Here is a 24,684-nt window from a genome sequence, read left to right on the forward strand (position 1 = left end):
TCCGTAATATTTTCTAAGCAACGACCTAGGCAGCACTGCTTCTACCTCTAATTATTAGGGTGCCCACAACTTGAGGTGTTTGTAACATTTTACAGATTAAATTTTATGTATCAGTTTTCCCAACTGAGACAATTAACCAAAAGTTACGTGGGGACAACGCATTAAAGATAAGCTGCCTTAAGTTAAATTTAAGTCTAAAGGTAGATGTTATCAGTGATTTTAATCACGAATGACACTTACGTAATTTGGCCTAGATACGCTGAGCAGATACGTAGCGATCGCCCCCGGCAAAGTCATGAATGATCTGAATTTGAGTGTAATGACCATTGTCTGCGAGTAATTGCGCCACCGCTTCCCCCTGGCCACGCATCAGTTCAACGAGCCAAATACCACCAGAAATCAGATAATCCGGCGCTTCATTTACCAAAATTCGCAGGTCGGCTAATCCATCTATGCCCCCGTCAAGGGCGCTATGGGGTTCGTGGCGATAAACCTCTGGCTGTAAGTCCGGCAGTAGGGCAGCAGGAATATAGGGGGGATTGGAAACCATACCCGCCACCTTACCCCGCAAATGTTGTAGCGGTTCCCACCAACTGCCTTGATAAAACTGAATTCGATCTTGTAATCCGTAGGCGATCGCATTTTTTCGGGCGACCTCAAGGGCGGCGGCACTCTGATCAACCGCATGAATCTTTCCGTCGGGAAAACTGTCGGCCAAACCCAAGGCGATCGCCCCACTGCCCGTTCCTAGATCGACCCAATGACCTGCGTGTAAATCATGATGACTCGCCTGAGCCAGATCAATTAAATATTCCGTTTCGGGTCGAGGGATCAAGACCGCAGGGGAAACAGCTAGCTCAAAATTGCGCCAGGGCGTTTTCCCGACAAGATATTGCACCGGAATTTTTTCTTGGCAGCGCCGTTCCCAGAGTCGTGAAAGTTCAACCAAAGACACCTGACTCTGCACAGCTTCCCGAATCCCCAGCCGCAAACTCAACCGATCTACGGTGGTCAGCCCCTGGAGAAACCAATCCAGTTCCTCAACAGAAATATCGGTGGCGATCGCCTGGGTTTTGGCCCACTGTCGCCACCGTACTAAATCCTGAGCCGCAATAATCTCACTCAAGAATCAACCGTTCCCAATACCCTATTGTTGTTGCCGTTGCTGCTCAATGACAGCTTGGATCAACTGGGCCGATTCCGTCGAAGGAATTAGGGTCATCGACTCCAAAAATTCCTGCTCCTCTGCGGGTAGATCCTCATCGAGCAGTTTGGCGATAAATACCTCAAGGGGCATTACATTAATACTCAGCTCTTCATCTTCCGGGAAAGCATCTAATTGCTCGAGAATCGGCTGTACTTCAAAGAAAACAGGGATCTCACCGTTGCCATTGTTGTCATCCCCTGCCAGAGTTGGGAAAGAAACAATATCTTGTCCGTTGGCATCCTTTTCCTGAATCGAGAGGAAAAATAAAGGCACACCGGGGAAGTTTTCCTGTTGCGTCACTTGGGCCGCCGCATTTAACTGCGCCATGGTCGGCAAAAACTTAAAGGTCAAATCTTCTGCTTCATCGCTCTGGGCAAACTGGTAGATCTTATCCAAACCGATGGGAAGAACGTTGGCCTCTTGCCAGAGGGCCGCTTGAGCTTCTAGTTCAGCGACAATTTGGGGATCGGCATTGGGTTTTGCCCGTTCCGCATCGAGGAGTCTTTTTGATTCTGTTTGGCGGGCCGCCACGAGGTTTTCAGCATCCGAAAGACTCACAAAAACGCCCGTAACCCCCGACTCGCCACCATTCTGGTCGGTGACTGTCGCAAAAATGGGCTGTCCTTCGTCGTTGATCAGCATATACATTGGAATTGGCCGGAGCTTTTCGACGACGGCTGCCTCAGGGAGCGCCAACACACTACCATTAACACCTAAGATTGTGCCGGCGATTACCGTGCCCATCAGTAGGGCTTTTTGACCCAAACGAACCAGACTTTTCATAAATAAAACCTCAAACAAAATAACTGCAAGATTAGAAAAATTAATCCTAAAAAAATAAGCCGTCAAAATACTTTGGTTTACGTCTTAGAAATCCCCATTAAAAAAGCGGCAGTCTACGCCATGATCTAGATGAACTGGGGTCTCCCATGGATGACGGATGTTGCAGTTTATCAATGTATTCTAGAGACGTGACTCCGTAAATTGGAGTTCCATTTCGTAAATGTTTATACTCAAGTTCCATTGCAGATAAAAAAGTATCGGCATAGGCTGGCCAACGACTTCGACTCTAACACAAAAAATTCAATTATTCTGGGGCGATCTAGGCTTTTGATTGAAGTGTCTTGGCTGACCTGGGATGGTCAAATTAATGGCGGCGATCGACACCAGAAAGTCCTAAAACTTAAAAAATCGGGATGACAGGATTCGAACCTGCGGCATCCTACTCCCAAAGCAGGCGCGCTACCAAGCTGCGCTACATCCCGGTGAAATACCTCAGCTAGTATAACTTAGCTGCAGGCGGTTTGCGAAATCATTTTTAGCTTGGATACCAAAACATCCCTTTAATCCCCTCTGGATCAAGGATAAAACCCAACCGCCGATAAAACTCCACCACCTGGGGATCAGCAAAAAGCGTAATATTGCTAATATCTGACTCTCGCAGTTTTTTGATAATGAACTGCATCAGGCCTTTACCTAAACCCTGGCTCTGGAACTGGGGATGAATCACCACATCCCACACCGTCGCATTGAAAGCACAGTCAGAGGTGGCCCGGGCAAACCCAATGAGACGCCGCCGTTTACTGTTGCGCACTTCCCAGACGGTGACCACCAGAAAGCTATGTTGGATCGCTTTGCGGACTTTACGAATCGGGCGTCTGGCCCAACCGACTTGATCACAGAGTTCTTCTAGTTCGTAGAGATCTAGGTCGCGATCTAGGCTAAAGAAAATACGCGGTTGGCCAGCAGACTCAAGTTGTGAATCACTGATCTGGACATTTGGAACATCAACGGTGGGATTAAATAGTCGTTTTAGGAAACCCATGCTCATTTTATGGGGGCGATCGCCTCGGATGAAGTCGCAGGACATGACAAATAAATATTCTTGATAATCTTACAAGATCTTTTGCGAAGGCTGACTGTGGGCTGCCGGGGCACTAGGGAGCAGAAAGAGCAAAATTCCTGGAGTACACTGTAGAAAATAAGGGTTATTCGGAGATCACAAACGCATCATCGTCTTTATCGTTGAGTATCTTTAGCCCCACTGCCCCCCATTAACTATGGCCGCCACCCTCAAATCTTCTAATTTAGATCTACTGAAACGTTTCAACCGTTCATTTCCCGAATTTTACGAACAATTCGTCAGTAGCGAAGCGCAATTTCAAAATCTTCAGTTAGCCTACCAGCTCTACCGGGCCAAGAAGCCGATTGTTGAGATTAGTCCCGAGGGCAACCGGAGCGTCTTCCAGTTTGCCTACCGAAACCAGTCTTTTCTTTTAAGTGATATTTTCGGCATTCTCTTAGCCTACGGTTTGAAGATCCATAGCCTCAGTCTGTATGGACAAATCCAAGCGCCGATGCTCGTTTTTATTAAGATTAGTCTTGATCGCAATAATCAGCCCCTCGCCCCAAATACCGCCGGAAACGTCTGTCGAGCGGTGCGGGAAGCCCTGGCTGGGCGCTTTGAAGTAGAGGAAATGTTGGCCGTCGAGTTTGATTTTGCAGAGGGACTCGCCGAGGTGCATACGGAATTTTACATTGACCCTGTTTTCCATCTACCGACTCTAATCATCGAAGCCAAGGAACAGGAAGGTTTGTTATACCGGGCCATGTATGCGATTTGGCAAGAAGATTTGTTAGTGATTAATGCGAATTTGGTGTCTTGGCGCGGCAATACAAGGCTGATTTTGTATCTTTTTGGCCCCAATGAAAGTGCGATTCCTGAGTATTTAGGTCAACGGATTGCGAGTAATGTGCGCGATCGCCTGTTGCACCTTTCATGATGTCCCTAGACAGGGCAACATGGGAGAACGCTCTTGGGTAAGATAAAGGATGGTAGAACTGTGAGCCCATTGGTAACAAGATTTTATGGCAACAACGGTAATTCGCGATGTGCTCCATGCCTATGACTTTACCCCCAGCGATCGCCCCGCAGATCCTGTCGGAGAAGAGACCGAATATCCCACTCTTGTTTTTATCCATGGTTGGCTCCTGAGTCGCGCCTATTGGCAGCCCCTCATTGATCTTTTAAAGCAAGATTATGCTTGTCTCGCCTACGATCTCCGAGGTTTTGGGGAATCTGCTGCTAAGACCCAAGGCGATCGCTACCCAGACCAAGGCTACACTCTCCAAGATTACGGCACCGATCTCCAACATCTACTCGACACCCTCAACCTCAAAAACGTTTGGCTTGTGGGTCATTCCCTTGGGGGAAGTATTGCCCTGTGGGGGGCCGCCATTTGTCCCGAACGGGTGCGGGGAATTATCTGTATCAATGCTGGGGGGGGCATTTATCTCAAAGAAGACTTTGAAAAGTTTCGCAATGCTGGCCAGAACCTCGTCAAAAATCGCTGGCCCTTCCTGAAACATTTACCTTTATTGGACTTATTTTTTGCCCGGTTAATGGTGCATCGTCCCCTCTCAAGACAATGGGGAAAACAGAGAATTCATGACTTTCTCCAGGCCGATGCCACTGCCGCCCTCGGCGCTCTCCTCGAAACAACCACCGAACAAGAAGTGCATTATCTACCGCAGTTGGTGGCGCAATTAGGCCAACCGGTTTATTTTTTGGCAGGACAGCAAGATCCCGTCATGGAACTGAAGTATGTGCGCCATTTAGCCAGCTTTCATCCTAGTTTTGGTTGTATGGGCAATAATGTCCGAGAAATTGATCACTGCGGTCATTTAGCGATAGTTGAACAAGTCGCCTCAGTGGCAGAAAATATCCGCAAAATTTTAAATCAATATCACCCCTAAAAAGACTGTAAAAGTGCAGGGAGATTGTCTACAATGCTTAGTAGAGAAATGTTACTGTGCTCTGCCCAAACCTTGGAGAAGCTTATGCTACACCGCAAGATTAACCAAATCTGCAACGACGAAAAAGAAGTTTGTATATTCTTGCGGGATCAACAGCGCTGGATTGAAAATGCAACCATTACAGCGTTTGAGGGAGAAATTCTCACAATCCGTTATGAAACGGAAGAAGATGACGAAATTTCCTCCTGGGAAGAATTAGTGCGCCTAGAAAGCGTCGGTGCCATTACCCAAAAACTCGCTTCGGTGCCGAAGATGGACGTGGAACTGGCGATCGCCGAAGATTGCCCAGAAGCGGAGCAAATTTTCCCCCATTTCCCCGATTCCAAAAATCAAGACTAAATTTCTTCTGACAGATCTGGAGCCTGGGCGATCGCCTGAAACTCTGGACAATACCCCTCTGGTGTCACCTTAAAGCGATACAGGGGGGATTTTGGTTGTTGGCAGCGCAATCCTTTTTGGAAACGGCAGTTGAGGCAACAATCTAAGTTGTTAAATCGTTGGGCATCGACATTATGGTGCAGCAGTTCCCGCTCGTTAATGCCCCGCAGTACGAGTTCTTCCCCTTGCCAGCGCGCTTCCACCAGGCCCGTATCCGCAAAGGTTTGCCAACGGGGATCATCGTTGAGGCTATTGGGCAAACTGATAGTGATCCAAGCTCCCACTTCATTGATTTCCCCTTCGTATTCTGTGCTGTGGGGGCCTGCTGGTTGGATAAAAGTGGCTCCAATGGGAAGCTCGACTAACTTGCCAGCGGCGGGACAATGGAGTTGGTACCGGCTTTGGAGTTCTTCGAGGGCGGTGAGATCCTCTAAATCTTGAGAAGAACCATGGAAAAAAACAACGTGTTGGGGCCGCAGGTTATGGATTAACTGGGTGGTATTACGACCATCGCTGTGTTCGGCGAGGAGATAGGTTTCGATTTGAACGTGTTTTTTAGGGGCGATCGCCGCGAGGGGAGGCGCTTCAATGTCTAACCAAACCCCCGGATGTTCCGGTAACAGAAGTAAACAAGAACATTCCTCTGCCTCACAATATTTGGCGAAATCATTGGTGTAATCGGTGATGATCACATGGTTGCCCTGGTGTAGATCTGGATATTCACCAGGGGCGAGGCGGTGCATCCGGGGGTAAACCCGGTCGTCCCAAAAGAGGGCCTGGTGACGGGCGAAATTTTGCACTGGATTTGGCAGTTCGGGCAAGATTTCTAGATACAAATCACAACCACGGGCCACTTGGCCTTCCACCCAAATATCGACTTTTTTGCCGGTAAATTGGTGATGCGATCGCAGTAATTTCAAGATTTCTTGGCCGAGGCCGAGGCGCGGTACCGGCAAAATCACCGATTGACCAGCGTCTAGGGCGTCGAGAATCCGTTGGGTGAGATATTTTTCCTGTTGACGGCGGTGGGGATGACGCATGGTGCCATAGCTACCCTCGATGATCAACACATCGGGCTGGAGACCCCGCAGGGCCTCGATGGATAAGCCATTCACCAACTGAAAATGGGAAACGGAAAAATCCCCCGTATAAAATACCGTGTAATCTCGCTCTGGGGTATGGAGCGTAAACAAGGCCGCCGCCGCCCCTGGTAAATGTCCAGCGGGGAAAAGTTGCAGGGTTAAATTTTTCGCAATTTCTACGGGCGATCGCCAGGGCAGCACTTGACCCAACTCAGCGGGAACTTTTGTCCCAGGCCAATTGAGGGGCAACAATGCTTGGGTCGCGGCACTGAGATAAATGGGGACTGCTGGAAAATGGCGATGTAGAGTGAGAATTCCTTCAGCGTGATCTCGGTGGGCATGGCTGCAAAAGACAGCATCGGGCATTTTGTCCTGGGCCAGAAAATGCTCAAAATCTTTGACACCACAGTCGAGGAGCAGTTGATAAGGCCCCAATGTCAGAAGCAGACAAACACCTTCTGCTTGTTGGCCAGTGGCGTAGGGCAGGCAGGATAATTGAGGCAAATCAGGCGCGACGGCAGGGGGCATTGGGCACAAAAAATCCTAGAATCCCAAGGAGGCGATCGCCGCAGGAGATCCTAGAGTATCTCAACGAACAATAAAAGACATGGTTAAGGGAACTTGTGGCAAAACTCCCCAAAAAATGTGGGTAAGGGCATTAGTGGGCAGAACCATTGCCGTGGTAATCATCGGAATCATAAAAACCATTTTGGGTACCGAAAAAGAGACAAGCCACGGTAAAGACACCAGTCAAAGCCAATAAAAGTAATTTGATATCCATAGGGTTAGGGTAACTGTACATTCAGTTTCATCATAGCGATTTTTCCAGAGAGCGGAAATTAACTTTTGTGGCGGCAAAATCTGCTATTTTATCGGAAATTTTTGGATTTTACGGAATTTTGACCCATGGCACCAGGGTGTATCCTTCGGGAAATTTACGGGTGAGTTTCGAGGCGATCGCCACAGGCAGAATTTTCGCGGGTACCGTTGGCCCAAACTTGGTAGTCACGCACTAACTGGTCAAGGAGTTGCCCCTTAATGCGTTGGAGAATTTCCCGCAAAAGGCGATCGCCCGTTTTTTTCACCAGTGCTTTGGGGGTAAACCAGAGGGGCGGCGGCAATTCGAGTTTAACCTGAAGATCCGCTTCACCTTCGAGTAACCATTGCTCCTGTTCATCGGCGATGGGTTGTAACCGACCAGTCACATCGAGTTTAAAGCCCTTCATAAAGGGTTCTAGACCCCGCAACTGGTAGTCCAAACTTTTGATATGGACTTGGTAGTGGCGATCGCACCAAATTTTTAAGGTCACAATGGGCTGAAATTTGTACAGATCTAAAAAACCAATGGGCCGCATTTTGAGTTGGTATTGATCCGGGGCAATTTTTTCGGTGCGTTCTGGATCGGCGATCGCCCCCACCAGACAATCAATGTCTTGGAGATACTCTTGAATCGGACGGGGTGCCTCTGGTACGGAGAGGGCAACAACTTCGAGAGCTTGGAAGCGGATGGCCATAGTAAAGTTTTGTTCCTAAAATTTTGTAGTCAACATCGAATCAATAGAAACCCTGGTTTTGCCCCCAAAAAGCACCCCAGAAAATTTCAAAAAACGCTCAAAATTGCCTAGAGACGCCGGTTTTTTAGGGATATGTAACGCAACGTAAACTTATATCACCTTTTCGCCAAGGGACTTCTAGCCCTGCGGTAAACTAACCCATAATCCAGAATGCTGACATAATCAAACCACATTCTTGTAGGAGTTAACACTCAATGTCTCATAGCGTTAAAATTTACGACACTTGCATTGGCTGCACCCAGTGCGTCCGTGCCTGTCCCCTTGATGTCCTAGAGATGGTTCCTTGGGATGGCTGCAAAGCGGGTCAGATCGCATCTTCTCCTAGAACGGAAGATTGCGTTGGTTGTAAGCGGTGTGAAACTGCTTGCCCCACCGACTTTCTCAGTATCCGGGTTTACCTCGGTGCCGAGACAACTCGTAGTATGGGTCTGGCCTACTAAATTCGCCCATTTAACACAAGCCTTTTTGTATTGGGTTATATTAAAACACTATCCCATTAACGTTTTCAACCATTCTGGTCATTTCCGGAGAGGCATTTTAGTCCTCTCTTTTTTTTATTGTCCGCTACATTATATTTGTTTCGCCATTAGAATGCGGCGATCCGCATAGATGGCGATCGCCATGGGTCAGACTTGTTCAGGATTAAGTTCTATTTTTAAAAACAATCAGGAGTAAATTAACCAATCCAGTTAATTTCTGTGGGATCAGTTTCCTTGGCCGTGTTTAGGGTCTCTTTAGAGAGTGGGGGTTGAGTCGCTTTCGCGTTGGGCTGCTGGGCGAGAGATGTTTTGGGATGATGGGTGGTCTGCCAAAATCGGCGATCGCCAACATGTTGATTTAGGATACGACGCAGGAAAAAATTCAAGGTTTTCTGGGGAATATAACCTTTCAACACCGCTAAACTGCCGAATAACATATGGTTTAGCCGTTGCTCATCAAGAATTAGAGCGAGCTGCTCGGTGGTCAGTAAATCCGCTTCAAGTAAATAATCACCAAGCCGCTTGCTATCAATTAAGATCAACTCTTGTTTAGCATACTTTGCAAAAAAATCAGCCGTGGGTTGACGAATCCAGCCCCGCAAAGTCAGAATTTCACCAAATTTTAAATCACTATAAATTTGCTGATCAAAAAGAGCCGTTTGTAATTGGGCTTCGGAAATCAAGCCTGCATCTTCAAGGACTTCGCCAATCAACTGAATTTTCGGACTATTATTGGTAGATGCTGCATTCATAAGCGCTATTTCAACCTACTGTGACGATGCAAGAACAATACTTTACAGACCTAGTGATACTCATTGCCGTTAAAAGATTGCTCTTTTATTTTTATTTTTCCCATAGAAATATAACTAGGTATTTATTGTTTTGATTGGGATACTACAGTACCTATTTTACTCAATCTTAATGCAATCATAAGTGATGAATGTTAATTTCGACTCCTACTTTCGCCATAGACAAGATGATCAATTTTTTATCTGCGAAAGTTGTCGCGATTTTGATCTGGGTTTAATCATTCTCTGCTCAGAGACAGAAGCGCTGGAATAACTATAAATACTTAATGATTTTTTGAGTCTTGCTTCATTAAAAATCAAAATTCTGACATTGCCATGGGCGAAAAGGCTGAACATCAAAAGGCGATCGCCTCCGCCCTGTAGAAAAAAAGAGCAGTGATCTCAAGCTGGATATTGAATTGGCAGAGCAAGTCTCTAGGGGATAATCAAGACCGGACAAGGAGAAAGATTCGTAACCTTGCTCGTGACACTTTCGGCGACTCCTTCTTGGGTTAAGCCCATACCCCGACAGCCCATCACAATTAGATCAGCTTCAATTTCATCGGCCACATCACAAATGGTAAAAGATGGCATCCCTTCCCGTTCAATGATCTCCGCTTCGATCCCCGCTTGAGCAAAGAGATCATGGGCTCCCTGGAGGAGCTTCGCCACCGCTTCTTCGGAATTCATCACCCCCTGGCGTTCCTCTGGCTCTGTCGGTTCGACCACGGAAAGCAAGACTAAACGACTTTGGAAGGATTTCACAAGCTGAATCACGGTCTCCGCTGCTTCACGGGCTTCACGACTTTTATCAACGGGAAAAAGAATGGTTTTAAACATGGTAGCTCTACCTCCTAGACACAGGCTCCGGTAAAATCTGCATGGAGATATTTTTCTGGATTTGGAACTCTAGTTCAATTTTCTCGGAAAAATGGTCTTCTTCTGATGACAAGATGACAGAACTTTATAAAAAGCAAGCATTTGGAGGATCTTAATTGTGGCTAAGAAATCAGTTGCAAATTTAACAGAGGCAGATTTAAACGGAAAGCGCGTGTTTGTCCGGGTTGATTTTAATGTACCCCTCAATGAGAGTGGTGTAATCACTGACGATACCCGGATTCGGGCAGCACTCCCCACCATCAAATATTTGACTGAGAAAGGTGCCAAGGTAATTCTTGGGAGCCACATGGGTCGTCCGAAGGGTCAGGTGGTTGATTCGATGCGCTTAACGCCTGTGGCCGCTCGTTTGTCTGAATTGTTGGGCCAATCTGTCACCAAGTGTGATGATTGCGTTGGGGATGCCGTGAACCAGGCGATCGCCAACCTCGGCAATGGTCAAGTGGCGTTACTAGAAAACCTCCGCTTTAACCCCGGCGAAGAAAAGAATGATCCCGAATTTGCCAAGCAACTCGCGGCCAATGCAGACATTTATGTCAACGATGCATTCGGGACGGCTCACCGTGCCCATGGTTCCACCGAAGGCGTAACCCACCATGTTGGTACTTCCGTTGCGGGTCTTTTGATCGAAAAAGAACTCCAGTTCCTCAAGGGCGCCATCGAAGCCCCCAAACGTCCCCTCGTGGCGATTGTTGGCGGTTCTAAGGTATCCAGCAAAATTGGCGTCATTGAAACCCTCCTCGAAAAGTGCGACAAGCTCTTGATCGGCGGCGGGATGATCTTTACGTTCTACAAAGCCCAAGGGAAATCCGTCGGTGGTTCCCTCGTCGAAGATGACAAGATCGATTTGGCAAAGAGCTTAATGGAAAAGGCCCAAGGGAAAATTTTGTTGCCCACTGACGTGGTTGTCGCAGACAAGTTTGCCCCCGATGCTGAAGCTAAAACTGTCAGCGTTGACGCAATTCCCGATGGCTGGATGGGTCTCGACATTGGTGCCGATTCTGTGAAGGTCTTCCAAGAAGCTCTTGATGGCTGTGGTACAGCGATCTGGAATGGCCCGATGGGGGTATTCGAGTTCGATAAATTTGCCGTGGGTACCGAGGCGATCGCCAAGACCCTTGCTGGTGCGACTGAAACTGGTACGGTCACGATTATTGGGGGTGGAGACTCCGTTGCGGCCGTCGAAAAAGTTGGTGTTGCAGACAAAATGAGTCACATTTCCACCGGTGGTGGTGCCAGCCTCGAACTGCTCGAAGGCAAAGAGCTTCCCGGTATTGTTGCCCTCGATGATGCCTAAACTTTTAACCGTTCTTTTGCTCTAATAAATACCCCCCTAGCTCAATTTAGGGGGGCTTTTTTACAGAGAATTTTCCGAGAATATTAAGCCTGTGGGACATCCTCTAGGGCAAATTGCACCAGGCGATCCACCAATTGAGGGAAGGGAACGCCGCTCTGTTGCCACAATTGCGGGTACATACTCAGGGCTGTAAACCCAGGCAGAGTATTAATTTCGTTAATTAACACCGTCTGGGTCGCTTCCACATAGAAAAAATCCACCCGGGCAATGCCACGGCAATCAAGGGCTTGGAAGGCTTTAATAGCGAGTTCTTGAATTTGCTGGGCGATCGCCCCTGGGATCTCCGCAGGAATGTGCATACTAGATTTCCCGTCGGTGTACTTCGTTTCGTAGTCGTAGAAATCACTGTCAAAGCGAATTTCCCCCACCACCGAGGCTTTGGGCTGATCATTTCCTAGGACAGCACATTCTACTTCCCGGGCTGTTACCCCAGCTTCAACAATAAGCCGACGGTCATATTCCGCCGCAAGATCCAGCGCTTTTTCCAGTTCGTCACGGGTGCGCACTTTACTAATTCCCACGGAGGAACCGAGGTTTGCAGGTTTAACGAACATCGGGTAATCAAGCTGGGCTTCAATGTTGTCGCAGACCTTTGGGAAAACACAGGGGCCAGACCAGACTTCAGAACGCAACACGCCCACATAATCTACCTGAGCCAAACCCGCCTGGGCAAAGACCATTTTCATCGCCAATTTATCCATACCGGCCGCTGAACCGAGCACTTTACTCCCCACAAAGGGCTTTTCCATGAGGGTCAGCAGGCCTTGGAGGGTGCCATCTTCACCGTTGGGGCCGTGGACAATGGGAAACCACACATCAATGCTGGGGGCTGTCTGGGGAAATTGCCAACGACTGGCCGGATCAACGGTTTCTACGGGGAGGGCTTTGCCGGCAGTGAGTACCCGTTGGGAAATCTCTGGGTCGTGCCAAATACCATTACGGTCGATGTAAAACGGGAGGAGTTCGTATTTGTCTGGGTTATCTTCCTGGGCAAAGGCTTTGGCGATCGCCGCCGCTGAAACGATGGAAACATCATGCTCCCCAGATTTCCCGCCAAACAATAAACCAACCCGTTGCCGTGCCATCACGTTCTCCACCATAGATATCGGGATCATTATAGGGGCAAGGGGACGCCGCGAATGGCAAAATCGAGCAGTTCCATGGGATGCCACAGGGGAATCGTTTGTCCTTGCTGCTGGAGCTGGTTTTGGATTTGCAGACTACAGCCTGGATTCGCCGAGGCGATCGCCTTCGCCCCAGTATTGAGTAAATTTCTGGCTTTCCGTTCCCCCAGTTCGGCGGCAATTTCCGGTTGAAGGAGGTTAAATACCCCGGCACTGCCACAACAGAGATTATGTTCAGCGGGTTCCCGGAGCTGCACATGGGGAATTTGTCGGAGTAGATCGCGCGGTTGGACAGCAATTTTTTGGCCATGGAGCAGGTGGCAAGCATCTTGATAAACCAGGGGAAAAGCTTCGGATGTTAAAGGATTTAAAGGGGTCGTTAAACCCACCGTTGCGAGAAATTCCTGAGCATCACGCACTTTAGCGGCAAAATCCTGGGCTTTTTGGGCGTAGTCTGGGTCATTTTGCAAAATTCGCCCATATTCCTTAAGGGTATGGCCACAACCGGCGGCATTGATAATGATGTAATCGAGGTCTTGATCGGCAAAACTATCGATCATCTGCCGCGCGAGTTCTTGGGCTTGTGCCGTTTGTCCTTGGTGGGCCGGAAGCGCCGCACAACACCCCTGACCCTGGGGAATCACCACTTCACAGCCATTGGCCGTCAATACTCGCGCCGTTGCTTCATTCACCGGAGAAAAGAATAACCGTTGGACACAGCCCAGCACCATGCCAACACGGTACCGTTTTTCCCCCTGGGCTGGAATCAAGGTGGGTAATACTTTTTTGCTAGCCTGGAGATTAACTTTAGGCAGAATCAACTCCATCGCCGCCAGTCGAGGTATGAGTTTGAGAATCCCCAGTTTACGGACGAGCCATTGCAGACCCGAATTTTGATAAACCCACAACAATGGCAGCAGCAATTTTAAGCGCAAAGGATAGGGGAACAGATTAAAAATCAGCCACCGAAATAGGCGATCGCCGAGGCTTCTGGTGTAGTTGCGCTCAATTTGCGCCCGCATTGAGGCCAGCAGTTCGTCATAACGGACTCCCGACGGACAAGCCGAAGTACAGGCCAAACACCCCAGACAACTGTCGAAATGTTGTACCGTCGCGCTGTTAATTTCCGCCTCCCCTTTGGCGATCGCATCCATCAGGTAAATACGGCCCCGGGGAGAATCCATCTCCGAGCCGAGCACCCGATAGCTCGGACAGGTATCCAAACAAAAGCCACAATGCACGCAACTGTCGATCACTCCCTGTTCTGGGGGAAGCTGCGGGTCAAAACCACCTAATTTTGTTTCAGAAAGGGTCATTGCTCGTCCAAAAACTGCCTCAGATCACTATAAAAGTTTGCGGCTCCGAGAAAAAACCTCCCAGGATAGGGAGGCGGAAAATCAACATAATTCGTAACGTCTAAAGGCTTAATGGGTAATCCTTTAAGATGAAAACTTAACGGTTTCGGGGGAAAACGTAGCCAACCCCTAGGGTAAGGCCCACATCTGCATCATCGGAAAAACCGACATTAAGCCCCACATTTCCGACAAAATCCCGTGAGAAACGGTAGTCAAAGCCGCCAGTGGCCAAGAAATCTGTATCGCCAGAATCTGTGACGATGCCGCCGCCAACATAGGGATTGACGCGTCCCCGACCAGCAAAGTCATAGGTGATTGGTAGCGTCACAGAGGTATCATCCCCGAAATTGACGCCAGGGCGGAAGGATAAATTGTTCAGAATCGCGATTTTACTAATGACCGTAACCCCATCATCGGCAACACTACGATCGGGATCTGTTAAACCGACATTACCAGCAACGCCAATGTAACTGTATTGATTTGTGGGAGTGATTTGGGCCTGGGCTGCACCGGCAGTGAGCATAACGCTACCGAGGCTAAGTAAAGCAATTATTTTTTTCATAGTTGAGCACTCCTCAAAACGCTTGAAACTTGTTTGAAAAAATCTCGCTTAGGAGACAGAAATCAAGGGTTTGCCAAGTTTCTTTACATCTCCATTGTAGGATTTTCATTCAGGAATTGGGTTTCTAGTGGAGAAGGACGGCTCTATTCGGGGGTAACACTGTCCCGTTGCCAGGCACCATAGCGTCCGGCGTAGAAGGAAAGAATCGCTTCAATTTGTTGGCGATCGCCTTGGGGAAGATCCGCCGGATAGCGTAGATGCATTTCCCCAATTTGACTATGGAAATAATTAAATTTTGGCGATCGCCGCAACTCTAATTCCACCTGTACTTGGGGCACCTGTTGCAGATGGGCCGCCACCTCCCGATAAATGGCCAGGGGTAAATCCTCCCGCCGCAAACATTCTGTGATCAGTTCTGTTACAGTGCCCGGAGTTGTCACAATCGCTATCCTTTTCTGCGTCAATCTTTAGGAGCATTGTACCGTTTTGTTCGCTCCCCTTGGGGGGTAATATCTCGATGGTGGTTGGCTTGTGTTTTGAACGAGCTTAACCTTCTTCTAAGGTCGGCACAGTGCGTTCTCCAGGATTACTCGCCACCGAAGTTTCATTGAGTTTTTTCTGAATCGTCATGCCGTACTGCTCCAGGGTGACCACGGGAACGCCCCGATTAAATACGATTTCCTTCACGAGTACCTGGCCATTGGCAACGTAGTCTCCCACCTTCACATAACGGCTAAAACGCTCATCGGGCGATTCCACCATCACATAATCAATGCCATTGATCTGTACGACTCCTGTCACTTTGGTGTTGTTTGCGGCAGTGGGCTCTGGTAGGGATGGAAGAATGGGGCTAAAGTCTAGAGGGGGTGGCGGTGGGGCGATCGCCACGCTCCCAGGAGCTGTACCAGGGGTGGTTTGTCCAGGAGTGCCAGCGTCATTGGCTGTGCCAGGGGCACCCGGTTGTGCACCAGAAGTAGTTGGTGTCGGAGCTGGGGGAGGTGCTAAAGTCACCTGGGGCGCAAGGGCAAGATCCGCAAAGGGATCGGGGCGGCCTTCTGTGGTAGCCCGACGGCGAGCATCAGGGTCAGTGGATGGGATCAGCACAGAAGACAATGTTTCTGTTGTCGGGGGGGCAAACAATTCAGCGTCTGGCTCCGGAGCGGGAGTCGGTGCTGTGGTTTGGGGGGTTTCCGGGGTCGGTTCATCACCGCCACCACCGGGCAATAGAGAGCAACTCCCGAGCGTTAAACCCACGGCAACAAGGGGCAACAACAGAAATACTTGACGCATGGCGGAAACCTCGACACAAAATGCTGGGGTAGGGGGGGATGAAAATGAAGTTTTAAAAAGTTGCTTCCAGTGTAGAGGAAAGTGCCAGATTGATTCTCAATTAATTGGTGAAATTTAACGGTTACTTGATTAATTGCGCCAAAACTTTTCCCGTAAACCCCTCGAAATGCAGATGAGGAATTAGATAAATGCTTGTTTTACACCACAGTCATCCTTGGGATGTTTCCCCTGGGGTGGCCCGGAAGATTCAAACGTCTCTAAGGCAATGGATCATGCTTCAAGATGACTTACCAACGAACGTCAAAACCATTGCGGGAGTGGATGTGGGCTTTGAGGCGCGCTTCTCAATCACACGGGCGGCGGTGGTGGTTTTGTCCTTTCCCGATCTAGAGATCCTCGAAACGGCGATCGCCCGCTGTCCCACTTCTTTTCCCTATGTACCGGGATTGTTATCTTTTCGGGAAGTGCCCGCCATTTTGGAGGCATTAGAAAAAATTACGCATCTACCAGATTTATTGTTCTGTGACGGCCAAGGTTACGCCCATCCACGCCGTTTAGGGCTAGCCTCTCACTTGGGGGTCTTGTTAGATTTACCGACGATTGGGGTGGCAAAATCCCGCTACATCGGTACCCACCAAGAGGTGCCCCTCGAAAAAGGGCAGTGGGTGCCTTTACAGGATCACGGTGAAACCATTGGTGCAGTGCTCCGGAGTCGGACGAAGGTGCGTCCCCTCTATATTTCTGTGGGTCATCGGATCAGTTTAGCCACAGCCCTTGATTTCGTCCTCGCCTGTACGCCGAAATACCGTCTGCCAGAACCAACGCGCTTGGCGGATAAATTGGCTTCTCGAAAACCTAATTTCCCATAAAAAAACCGCCTTGGGGCGGCATCGATTTGTTTAAAAAACTGAATGGACGATTTAGGCGATCGCACAGGCCCGACGGTAGCACCACCGCAGCAAAGTGATCCCCAAAACAAATTTCGCGGCCTCTAAGACCCAGTACAAACTATGCCACACGGACATTTGCAAAGGCATCGTTGCTGTGCCATTGAAGCCGGACATTTCTAAGCCAAAGCCAGCCAATTGAGGCGTAATCAAATAGGTATAAAGCAAAGCAATATTTAACAAAATACTGGCAATGACGAGGGCATTTAAGGCTTGGCGATCGCCAAAGAGATGTTCAAATTTAAACCCAAAAAAGATCGTTAGAATTCCGGCGGCACAGACCACCTCTAAACGATTAAACACCTCAAACAAAACATAGCCAGTGCTAATAAAACCGCTGTCGGCCATCATTCCGGTCATGGACAACACAGGAATGATCACAAAATCGAGGAGAAAAGAGGCACTCAACCAAAACCCCAAGATCGTCATGACAATAGCCGATAAGTTGAGGGAAAACGGTTGCTTTTTGAGGGCATAGTTGAACATAGTTTCTTCTCCCGAAACTGGGCCTTACTTTTTTAGCTTAAAAGCTTAGGGAACCCCATCGGTAGCATTGTCCCAAAACGACATAATCTAGTAATACTCTTTCATAAATCGCAATACTCTCAGCTGGTTTTAGAGCGATTCACCAGCGTGGTAAGAACTACGTACCAGAGGCCCTGAACGCACATGGGAAAAGCCCATTTCCTTGGCGATCGCCCCTAGGTGTTCAAATTCTGCCGGTGTCCAATATTTTTGTACAGGTAAATGGGCTAGAGACGGGCGCATGTATTGGCCTAGGGTGAGGCGATCGCAGCCCACGGCCCGTAAATCCCGCAACGCTTCGATAATTTCTGCCTCCGTTTCCCCGTGACCGAGCATTAAGCCCGATTTCGTTGGGATCTCAGGATTGTACGCTTTGACTAACTCTAAAACCCGGAGCGATCGCCCATACTTTGCCCCCCGCCGCACAGGGTCCTGGAGCCTTGCCACCGTTTCAATGTTGTGGTTATAACAAGCCGGTTGCGCTGCCACCACCGTTTTTACCCGTTCTGCCTGAGCTGTTTCTGCCCCTTGCCCACTCCAAAAATCTGGGGTCAGCACTTCGATTTGTGTTCCTGGGTTTTCAGCCCGGATCGCGGCCATTACCGCTACAAACCAGCCAGCTCCCCCATCGGCAAGGTCATCCCGCGCCACTGAAGTCAACACCACATAATTCAGTCCCAACAGCCGCACCGACTCCGCCACTTTTTGGGGTTCCTCCGGGTCAAGGGGGAGGGGGATTTGGCCTTTATCCACCTGACAGAAAGCACAGGCCCTGGTGCACACTTGCCCCATCAATAGAAATGTTGCGGTTTTATTGGCGTAACACTCACCTCGATTTGGGCACTTTCCTTCCTCACAGATGGTGTGAATGCCCCGTTGCTTAACGATTCGCTGGACTGTCGAGATCTCACTGGCTTTACCGAGGGGAGCTTTGACCCAACTGGGCATGGGCAAAATCGGGGCGCTGGAGGAGTGAGACGCAGAAGAAGCCATAATTTTTATAAAAACGCTGTTGAGGGAAGTTCTGGGATTTTTAGAATTAGTTTACTGAAAATCTAGTTCACCCAACATCCCCAGGTACGGGGCTAGCCCAGTGATCAAAGTCACGGTGGCTTCAGGTCGATGAGTATGTCAAACTGAGGAAAACTCAATCGCTTAACTTCTAGATGATCGTAAATCTTGGTTGAAGCTTTTAAAATTTTTACCAAGCTCACGCCATCATAGAGACGACCCAGCCAGCTATTTTATGTTGTGAAGGAGTATGTTGTGACCCACAAAATCCTAGTGATTGACGACAGCAAGGTGATCCGTATGCGGGTCAAGGATATGCTGCCAGAGGGGAATTTTGAAGTCATTGAGGCCAAGAATGGACTTGAGGGCTTCAATCTCATCAATACGGAACATCCCAATCTGATCATGTTGGATTTTCTGCTGCCGAAGATGAGCGGCTGGGAAGTATACCAAGAAATTCAAAAACGCCCGGAACTAAAGGCAATCCCCCTAGTGCTGATGTCTGGCCGCAAGGAAGAAGTCACCGAAAAGCTCCCGGAACCCTTTGAACTGTTTTCATTCATCGAAAAGCCCTTTGACCAAAAGCAACTGATCAACGCGATCAAAGATGCGATGGCGAAGGCGAAAAAACAGGCCCAAATAATCCCAGAAGTTTCTCCTTCTTCCCTCAGCGCGAGCACAACGGGAAATCCAATGGCGGCAGAAATCGTGGCGTTACAGGCGAAGGTAAATGCCCTCCAAGGGGAAATCGATCTGCTCAGAAAACAAATGGGGCAGTTGGTCAATTTCGTGAAACAGAAGTTGAAGTAGGATCGCTAAACTTGACCAATATTTGTATTTGTTGAACTGCCGACTAGATGATCATTGGCGAAAACATCAAGGGACAATAATTTCGATGGGTGCACAGCTTTCTTCTTTAGTTAAGGTGTTGGTGATTTCGGCGGTGGGGGCAGCGTTAATCAAGTATGGTTTGCCCTATGGTTTCAACCTAGCGGCGATCGCCCCATCTAATGGCGGTGCTTTGGCGGCAATTTTACTCCCAGCGATGGTGATGGCCGGGCTCTTGTGGTGGCGGAGTACGTCCCAGACTTCCTAAAAGGGCAAGGGTTAGTCAAAACTAAGACATAATCGAAACAACAGCACTAACTTGAGGCGTGTGAGTAACGTGGATTTTCGGAAATGGAGCGGCTTCATTGTTCTTCTGAGTTCCCTGTATATTCTCTGGCAAATTAAAGCATTTTTACTGTTGTTGCTCACGGCAGTGATCCTGGCTAATGCCCTCAATGTGCTGGTGATCAAGCTGCAAACCTGGGGCGATCGCCTTGCGGCCCGTTTCAACCAACCCTTACTGCGAATGGGGCGTTCCTTCGCCGTATTTACCGCCCTGTTTATGGTGGTATTGATCCTCTGGCTCGCCTTCACCATCGTCATTCCGCCTTTTATTGGCCAGTTCCAAATTTTGTTTAGCAAGCTCAATACAGGCTTTTATGAAATCGATGAATGGTTAGATTCCCAAATTTTCAAAATTGAAGAAAACTTTGGTCTGCCGATCAGTGAACAACTGCCGAATCTCGATGAGGTGATCCCCCAAATCCCGACCCTGCTCAATGAGCTGCTTAATCGCGGCTGGAGTTTATTTTCCGACTCCCTCAAGGTACTTTTAAATGTCTTGCTGCTGACGGTTTTAACCTTGATGTTTCTGGCGGATCCCCAACCCTATCGCCAGGGATTTATCCGTTTGTTTCCTTCTTTTTATCGCCGTCGGGCAGACGAAATCCTCACCCTCTGCGATGCCGATCTCAAGGGTTGGGTCGCAGGCATTATGTTCAATATGTTTTGTATTGGCATCCTGAGCTATGTGGGTCTTTCGATTTTGGGGCTGTCATTGGCCTTACCCCAGGCGATTTTAGCTGGTTTACTGACCTTTATTCCGAATATTGGCCCGGCTTTGAGCGTGATTCCTCCCATCCTCATTGCTCTGTTAGAAGCCCCGTGGAAAATCTGGGCAGTTTTAATCTTATACTTCGTAATTCAGCAGGTAGAGGGAAATGTTTTAACCCCTTGGGTAATGGCCCGGCAAGTCTCCCTACTCCCTGCCGTAACGCTTTTGGCTCAGGTTTTGTTTGCGGTGACATTGCAGTTGGGGTTTTTGGGACTGTTCTTGGCGTTACCCCTAGCAGTTATCGGTCAAGTGATCGTCCGAGAGGTATTGATCAAAGATATTTTAGACCCTTGGCAGGCGAGGGAAGAAGGCCAAGTGCTGGCGATGGTCTCCGGAATTGTGGGTATTGAAACTAGCCAATCCGTGGCAGCAGAACCGGAAGCAAAACCGCCTGAATTGCCGACGGATCATCCGCCGGAGTCCCCCAGTTAAGGGAAACTTTGTGTACCCTTGTTAGGAGTGATTTTATTCTGGTTGAGGAATTGATGTATGGGTGCGTCCCGGAGTGATTGGCGATCGCCAGTGGTCTTAGGTCTAGTTGTCAGCTGTGCCGTGAGCCTTAGTGGTTGTGGTGGGCCACCGCCCCAAGCCCAAACTCCCCAGGGAGTACCAGTAAAATTTGAAACCTTAGATTCAGATCTGCTCGCCACCACCACTGAATACGTGGGGGTTTTAGAAGCGGATAATCTCGTGACCCTCAAGCCAGAAGTAGACGGTATTATTCAAGCCATTCAAATCCAAGAGGGGGATACTGTCACGGCAGGAACGCCCATTTTGACCCTCAAGTCAGAACGCAGTCAGGCTTCTTTGCAACAGGCGATCGCCGGAGTAGAAGCAGCCCGGGCCGCCCAAGCCAATGCCGAAGCCCAACTCAGTGCTGTCAATGCAGAAAAACTGGAGACCCAAGCCGACTTAAAACTCCGGGAACAGGATCTCCAACGGATTAAAAGCCTAGTGGATACCGGGGCTTTACCCCAGCGGGATCTCGACCAGAGCCAACGGGATCTAGAGGTGGCCAAGGCGCGGCTAAATACCATCAATCAACGGATCAAGGCTGCCCAAGCAAGTGTCAATCAAGCCAAAGCCACCCTCCGCCAATCAAGCAATACGGTGGCGATCGCCAATGAAGATCTCCGGGAAACCCAAGTGACAGCCCCCGTTGCGGGCACCATCGGTGACTTAACCGTGCAACAAGGAGACTACCTCGAACAGGGAGCCACCATTGCCACCATTGCCCAAAATACACGCCTGAGTCTTAACTTTTTTGTGCCCATCGAGCAGGCTCCTGATCTGCGTCTCTCCCTCCCCGTCGAGCTGATCGACTATCGCACCCTCGAAACCGTGGGTCGGGGTCAAGTAAGTTTTATTTCCCCAGAAGTAGACTTTACCTCCCAAACCATCTTGGCGAAGGCCAGCTTCGATAACCCTGACAATCGCCTTTTCACGGGGCAACTGGTCAAGGCCAAACTGATTCTGAGTCAGCAAACCGGGGTTTCGGTGCCTGTCACGGCTGTATCCCGCATTGGCGCAGAAACTTTTGTCTTTGTCACTGCCCCCAATCCCGACGCCCAAGGGGAAAACGATCCCCCCCTGATTGCCGTCCAAAAATCCGTCACGTTAGGCGCCATTGAAGGCGATCGCTATCAAGTGTTAGAAGGATTAACTACCGGGGAACAGGTGATTACCACGGGCATTCTCAATTTGACTGACGGCACCCCTGTCTTCCCCCAAACCGAAGAAGTCTTCCAGTAAAGCGTGGGGATTTAGTTAATGCCGATCACATATTTGCGCCATTCGTGGTTGAGATCATCCTGGGTGTATTTCAAAAGCTCGAAATAAAGACTACTGTGGGGTTTGCGCGGCTGGATCAGTAACTCCATTTCTGCTTCTTTGGGGGTGCGATTGCCCTTACGAACATTGCAACGCATACAGGCGGTGACGAGGTTTTCCCAACTGTCTACGCCACCGCGCGATCGCGGAATAATGTGGTCGAGGGTCAGTTGCTCGCCGCGCTTACGGCAATATTGGCAGGTGTGGCGATCGCGTTCCAGAATATTTTTACGGGTGAGGGGAATCTCGCGGTAGGGCACCTTAATGTAGTGGCGCAGGCGAATGACGGTGGGGAGAGGAAAATTCTGGTAAATGACGCGGCCATTGTGTTCTAGGCTTTCGGCCTTGTCTTTGAGCAACAGCACCACTGCCCGACGCCAACTGGTAATGTTGAGCGGCTCATAAGAGGCATTTAGCACCAATACCTTGGCCATATTTTTCCCGTAATCTTTGTAAAAAAAGACGCTAGACTCAATATTTCCGCCTATGCTAGCACAGCTCTCAAAGACAGGGGGCGTTGTCGCCACTGGGGCCATTACGCCACAATTTGTGTATATCCTTGATGATTTAAACTTTTTTCAATGAAAATTGCGATTACTGGTGCAACAGGTCTTGTGGGGCAACGTTTGGTTGAGCGTTTGTACCCTGCCCATGAGCTTTTAGTCTTGACCCGCAGTGAGGCCAAAGCCCAAGGCATTTTTCCAGCCTCTACCTATCCAAAGCTCAAGATTGTGGCCTATACCCCCACGGAGTCAGGCCTCTGGCAGGACTGTATCTCTGGCTGTGATGCGGTGGTGAATCTGGCTGGGGCTCCCATTGCGGAACAACGGTGGACACCCAGCTATAAGCAGGAAATTCGCCATAGTCGCCAGGGGGGGACAGAAAAGATCGTCGAGGCGATCGCCAAAGCTGACCAAAAACCCCAGGTACTCATTAATCCCTCTGCCGTCGGCTATTACGGCACCAGTGAAACCGCCATCTACACTGAAACGAGCCCTCCCGGTAACGACTTCCTCGCAGACGTTTGTCAAGCCTGGGAAACGGCGGCCCTAGAAGCCCAAAACCACGGCACTCGCACCGTCATTCTCCGGTTTGGGATTGTCCTCGCCAAAGAAGGAGGAGCCCTCGCCAAGATGATTCTCGCTTTTAATACCTTTGTCGGCGGCCCCCTCGGCACAGGTAAACAATGGGTTTCTTGGATTCACCGCGATGATCTCGTTAGCTTGATTGAAATGGCCCTTACCCAAGCCGATTGGCAAGGCACCTACAACGGCACTGCCCCCAATCCAGTCACCATGGAAACCCTTGCCCAAACCCTAGGATCTGTAATGAAACGTCCTGCTTGGCTCCCAGTACCGGGCTTTGTTTTAGAATTACTCCTCAGCGATGGTGCGAAAGTCGTATTAGAAGGGCAAAAAGTGCTACCCAAACGAACCGAAGAGGCTGGCTTCCAGTTTAAATTTCCGGATCTCAAAGCTGCCCTGGTTGATTTACTGGCTAGTTAATTCCCCGACAGCCAAATGGTTTAGCCAGACTTGTGAGAGTCAGCAGCCTATTATTTTGATAAAGATTTATCGTATTTTTTTACAAACCATGTCTGAAATTATTACCTCCGCCGTGAGCGATCGCATTTGTAACCACATGAACAAAGACCATGGCGACGCGGTTCTCCTGTACGCGAAACATTTTGGCCAGTGCCATCGCGCAGAAGCCGCAAAAATGTTGTCCCTGGATGAAACGGGGATGGCCCTTGAAGTGACTGACACCACCGGCACAGAAGCGGTACGCATCCCTTTTCCAAAAACCTTAGCCAATGCTAAGGAGGCCCACACTGTGTTAGTGGAAATGATGCAAGCAGCCCAAGGCAATCCCACCTAAACAAACTCCCAGCAACTTACACCATAATTTGTCTAAAGCCGTCTATCCTAGGCGTTCTGTGGGGATGGGCGGCTTTTTGGTGGTCTGGCATATCTCAAAATTTTATAAAAATTTAAGAATCATGTCCTTTATAGTATGCATTCCGTTTAATTGGCTACTCTAAAGTCAGCTCAACGCGCCATATCCTAAAGAAAACGAGTGCTTGTGCCTAAGGATCCCCTGACTTATGAAAGCGACCCCTAGATTTTTTCCTTCACTGTGTATCACCGTTACGATGAGCTTTTTGGCACCGATGGTGGTTTGCGGTTTACTTTTGACCCTCTGTGCGGCGGTGGGGATTTTCCCTGGGGTAACTGTTGAATTGTTAACGGATGCCTTTGGGAATGTGCTAAAAGTTTTTGGCAATGGGCGCATTTGGGAAGGGGTCTTAGTCATTGCGATCGCCTGTGGTTTTGTCGGCGGTATGTTTGAAACCTTTAACTTTTACTATTACCAAAACATGAATTAAGGAACTAAAGTCCTGGGGGCGACCGTCTGAGAACATAACGGAAAATTGCGATTGGTTACTATAGAAAAGAACAAGCCTTCGGTTTGTTAGCCAATCTACCTTCCCTATTCAAAACAGCCACAGGAACACAAGCA

The 24,684-nt window shown here is 49.1% G+C and carries 29 protein-coding genes and 1 tRNA gene; 13 read left to right on the top strand and 17 right to left on the bottom strand.

Features of this window, described 5'->3' with window-relative positions; genetic code table 11:
- Window positions 1-250: 250 nt before the first annotated feature.
- The 4 genes from prmC to AACR41_RS08600 form a co-directional block, all read right to left on the bottom strand.
- Entirely contained in the window at window positions 251-1,126 is an 876-nt protein-coding gene (prmC, locus tag AACR41_RS08585; RefSeq protein WP_030007010.1) for a peptide chain release factor N(5)-glutamine methyltransferase, read from the bottom strand.
- A 21-nt stretch (window positions 1,127-1,147) separates the two neighbouring features.
- Window positions 1,148-1,990 (bottom strand): Tic22 family protein, encoded by an 843-nt coding sequence (locus tag AACR41_RS08590; protein WP_099238604.1) that lies wholly within the window; start codon window positions 1,988-1,990, stop codon window positions 1,148-1,150.
- A gap of 408 nt (window positions 1,991-2,398) precedes the next feature.
- Window positions 2,399-2,472, bottom strand: a tRNA-Pro gene (locus AACR41_RS08595).
- A 53-nt stretch (window positions 2,473-2,525) separates the two neighbouring features.
- Window positions 2,526-3,032 (bottom strand): GNAT family N-acetyltransferase, encoded by a 507-nt coding sequence (locus AACR41_RS08600; protein ID WP_030007011.1) that lies wholly within the window; start codon window positions 3,030-3,032, stop codon window positions 2,526-2,528.
- A gap of 235 nt (window positions 3,033-3,267) precedes the next feature.
- Between AACR41_RS08600 and AACR41_RS08605 the strand changes: the two genes are divergently transcribed.
- The 3 genes from AACR41_RS08605 to AACR41_RS08615 all read left to right on the top strand — a co-directional run bounded on the left by AACR41_RS08605 (window position 3,268) and on the right by AACR41_RS08615 (window position 5,362).
- The gene (locus AACR41_RS08605; RefSeq protein WP_030007012.1) at window positions 3,268-3,990 is read left to right on the top strand and encodes a hypothetical protein; all 723 of its coding nucleotides are present in this window, start codon (window positions 3,268-3,270) and stop codon (window positions 3,988-3,990) included.
- Between the two features lie 85 nt (window positions 3,991-4,075).
- Window positions 4,076-4,963, top strand: a complete 888-nt coding sequence (locus AACR41_RS08610; protein WP_030007013.1) for an alpha/beta fold hydrolase — start codon at window positions 4,076-4,078, stop codon at window positions 4,961-4,963.
- 84 nt (window positions 4,964-5,047) lie between these two features.
- Window positions 5,048-5,362, top strand: a complete 315-nt coding sequence (locus tag AACR41_RS08615) for a DUF6679 family protein (RefSeq protein WP_012307207.1) — start codon at window positions 5,048-5,050, stop codon at window positions 5,360-5,362.
- On the opposite strand, the gene AACR41_RS08620 is transcribed toward AACR41_RS08615, so the two are convergent.
- The 3 genes from AACR41_RS08620 to AACR41_RS08630 all read right to left on the bottom strand — a co-directional run bounded on the left by AACR41_RS08620 (window position 5,359) and on the right by AACR41_RS08630 (window position 7,997).
- Window positions 5,359-7,011 carry an MBL fold metallo-hydrolase gene (locus AACR41_RS08620; RefSeq protein ID WP_030007014.1) on the bottom strand — a complete coding sequence of 551 codons (1,653 nt, stop codon included), beginning with the start codon at window positions 7,009-7,011 and terminating at the stop codon, window positions 5,359-5,361. The two genes, AACR41_RS08615 and AACR41_RS08620, sit on opposite strands and share 4 nt — an antisense overlap.
- A gap of 130 nt (window positions 7,012-7,141) precedes the next feature.
- A complete protein-coding gene (locus AACR41_RS08625) occupies window positions 7,142-7,264 on the bottom strand; it encodes a membrane protein (protein ID WP_041443506.1) in 123 nt (40 codons plus the stop codon).
- Between the two features lie 154 nt (window positions 7,265-7,418).
- Complete coding sequence (locus tag AACR41_RS08630; RefSeq protein WP_012307204.1) at window positions 7,419-7,997, bottom strand: DUF1997 domain-containing protein; 579 nt, start codon at window positions 7,995-7,997, stop codon at window positions 7,419-7,421.
- Window positions 7,998-8,251: 254 nt separating this feature from the next.
- Here AACR41_RS08630 and psaC point away from each other — a divergent pair, with 254 nt between their 5' ends.
- Window positions 8,252-8,497 (top strand): photosystem I iron-sulfur center protein PsaC, encoded by a 246-nt coding sequence (gene psaC, locus AACR41_RS08635; protein WP_012307203.1) that lies wholly within the window; start codon window positions 8,252-8,254, stop codon window positions 8,495-8,497.
- Window positions 8,498-8,733: 236 nt separating this feature from the next.
- Here psaC and AACR41_RS08640 read toward each other — a convergent pair whose 3' ends face one another.
- Together AACR41_RS08640 and AACR41_RS08645 are read right to left on the bottom strand one after the other, a co-directional pair.
- The gene (locus tag AACR41_RS08640; RefSeq protein ID WP_030007015.1) at window positions 8,734-9,288 is read right to left on the bottom strand and encodes a hypothetical protein; all 555 of its coding nucleotides are present in this window, start codon (window positions 9,286-9,288) and stop codon (window positions 8,734-8,736) included.
- Between the two features lie 471 nt (window positions 9,289-9,759).
- Window positions 9,760-10,164 carry a universal stress protein gene (locus tag AACR41_RS08645; RefSeq protein ID WP_012307201.1) on the bottom strand — a complete coding sequence of 135 codons (405 nt, stop codon included), beginning with the start codon at window positions 10,162-10,164 and terminating at the stop codon, window positions 9,760-9,762.
- Window positions 10,165-10,321: 157 nt separating this feature from the next.
- Between AACR41_RS08645 and AACR41_RS08650 the strand changes: the two genes are divergently transcribed.
- Window positions 10,322-11,518 carry a phosphoglycerate kinase gene (locus AACR41_RS08650; protein ID WP_030007016.1) on the top strand — a complete coding sequence of 399 codons (1,197 nt, stop codon included), beginning with the start codon at window positions 10,322-10,324 and terminating at the stop codon, window positions 11,516-11,518.
- Between the two features lie 83 nt (window positions 11,519-11,601).
- Here AACR41_RS08650 and AACR41_RS08655 read toward each other — a convergent pair whose 3' ends face one another.
- The 5 genes from AACR41_RS08655 to AACR41_RS08675 all read right to left on the bottom strand — a co-directional run bounded on the left by AACR41_RS08655 (window position 11,602) and on the right by AACR41_RS08675 (window position 15,909).
- A complete protein-coding gene (locus AACR41_RS08655) occupies window positions 11,602-12,663 on the bottom strand; it encodes a D-alanine--D-alanine ligase family protein (RefSeq protein ID WP_030007017.1) in 1,062 nt (353 codons plus the stop codon).
- A gap of 29 nt (window positions 12,664-12,692) precedes the next feature.
- Window positions 12,693-14,018: a (Fe-S)-binding protein gene (locus tag AACR41_RS08660; protein WP_030007018.1), complete on the bottom strand. Its 1,326-nt coding sequence runs from the start codon at window positions 14,016-14,018 to the stop codon at window positions 12,693-12,695.
- A gap of 136 nt (window positions 14,019-14,154) precedes the next feature.
- Window positions 14,155-14,619, bottom strand: a complete 465-nt coding sequence (locus tag AACR41_RS08665) for a hypothetical protein (RefSeq protein WP_143596765.1) — start codon at window positions 14,617-14,619, stop codon at window positions 14,155-14,157.
- Between the two features lie 143 nt (window positions 14,620-14,762).
- Window positions 14,763-15,059: a hypothetical protein gene (locus AACR41_RS08670; protein ID WP_223209911.1), complete on the bottom strand. Its 297-nt coding sequence runs from the start codon at window positions 15,057-15,059 to the stop codon at window positions 14,763-14,765.
- A 106-nt stretch (window positions 15,060-15,165) separates the two neighbouring features.
- Window positions 15,166-15,909, bottom strand: coding sequence for a hypothetical protein (locus tag AACR41_RS08675; protein WP_030007021.1), 744 nt, complete (start codon window positions 15,907-15,909; stop codon window positions 15,166-15,168).
- A gap of 188 nt (window positions 15,910-16,097) precedes the next feature.
- Between AACR41_RS08675 and nfi the strand changes: the two genes are divergently transcribed.
- A complete protein-coding gene (nfi, locus tag AACR41_RS08680; RefSeq protein ID WP_030007022.1) occupies window positions 16,098-16,778 on the top strand; it encodes a deoxyribonuclease V in 681 nt (226 codons plus the stop codon).
- 51 nt (window positions 16,779-16,829) lie between these two features.
- Here nfi and AACR41_RS08685 read toward each other — a convergent pair whose 3' ends face one another.
- Complete coding sequence (locus AACR41_RS08685) at window positions 16,830-17,342, bottom strand: hypothetical protein (protein WP_030007023.1); 513 nt, start codon at window positions 17,340-17,342, stop codon at window positions 16,830-16,832.
- Window positions 17,343-17,471: 129 nt separating this feature from the next.
- On the bottom strand, window positions 17,472-18,374 hold the full coding sequence (gene lipA / locus AACR41_RS08690; protein WP_030007024.1) for a lipoyl synthase: 903 nt from the start codon (window positions 18,372-18,374) through the stop codon (window positions 17,472-17,474).
- Between the two features lie 318 nt (window positions 18,375-18,692).
- Between lipA and AACR41_RS08695 the strand changes: the two genes are divergently transcribed.
- From AACR41_RS08695 to AACR41_RS08710, 4 genes are all read left to right on the top strand, one after another.
- Window positions 18,693-19,202, top strand: coding sequence for a response regulator (locus AACR41_RS08695; RefSeq protein WP_045441939.1), 510 nt, complete (start codon window positions 18,693-18,695; stop codon window positions 19,200-19,202).
- An 85-nt stretch (window positions 19,203-19,287) separates the two neighbouring features.
- Window positions 19,288-19,488, top strand: a complete 201-nt coding sequence (locus AACR41_RS08700) for a hypothetical protein (protein WP_030007026.1) — start codon at window positions 19,288-19,290, stop codon at window positions 19,486-19,488.
- A 60-nt stretch (window positions 19,489-19,548) separates the two neighbouring features.
- The gene (locus AACR41_RS08705; RefSeq protein ID WP_223209912.1) at window positions 19,549-20,766 is read left to right on the top strand and encodes an AI-2E family transporter; all 1,218 of its coding nucleotides are present in this window, start codon (window positions 19,549-19,551) and stop codon (window positions 20,764-20,766) included.
- A gap of 57 nt (window positions 20,767-20,823) precedes the next feature.
- On the top strand, window positions 20,824-22,086 hold the full coding sequence (locus tag AACR41_RS08710) for an efflux RND transporter periplasmic adaptor subunit (RefSeq protein ID WP_012307188.1): 1,263 nt from the start codon (window positions 20,824-20,826) through the stop codon (window positions 22,084-22,086).
- An 11-nt stretch (window positions 22,087-22,097) separates the two neighbouring features.
- On the opposite strand, the gene AACR41_RS08715 is transcribed toward AACR41_RS08710, so the two are convergent.
- Window positions 22,098-22,598 (bottom strand): HNH endonuclease, encoded by a 501-nt coding sequence (locus AACR41_RS08715; RefSeq protein WP_030007029.1) that lies wholly within the window; start codon window positions 22,596-22,598, stop codon window positions 22,098-22,100.
- 147 nt (window positions 22,599-22,745) lie between these two features.
- Here AACR41_RS08715 and thyD point away from each other — a divergent pair, with 147 nt between their 5' ends.
- The 3 genes from thyD to AACR41_RS08730 all read left to right on the top strand — a co-directional run bounded on the left by thyD (window position 22,746) and on the right by AACR41_RS08730 (window position 24,550).
- A complete protein-coding gene (thyD, locus tag AACR41_RS08720) occupies window positions 22,746-23,669 on the top strand; it encodes a thylakoid membrane protein ThyD (protein ID WP_030007030.1) in 924 nt (307 codons plus the stop codon).
- 88 nt (window positions 23,670-23,757) lie between these two features.
- On the top strand, window positions 23,758-24,042 hold the full coding sequence (locus tag AACR41_RS08725; protein ID WP_012307185.1) for a DUF2470 domain-containing protein: 285 nt from the start codon (window positions 23,758-23,760) through the stop codon (window positions 24,040-24,042).
- A gap of 274 nt (window positions 24,043-24,316) precedes the next feature.
- Entirely contained in the window at window positions 24,317-24,550 is a 234-nt protein-coding gene (locus AACR41_RS08730; RefSeq protein ID WP_223209913.1) for a hypothetical protein, read from the top strand.
- The last annotated feature ends 134 nt before the right edge of the window (window positions 24,551-24,684 follow it).

The sequence above is a fragment of the Picosynechococcus sp. NKBG042902 genome, assembly GCF_963864045.1.
Taxonomy (GTDB): domain Bacteria; phylum Cyanobacteriota; class Cyanobacteriia; order Cyanobacteriales; family MRBY01; genus MRBY01.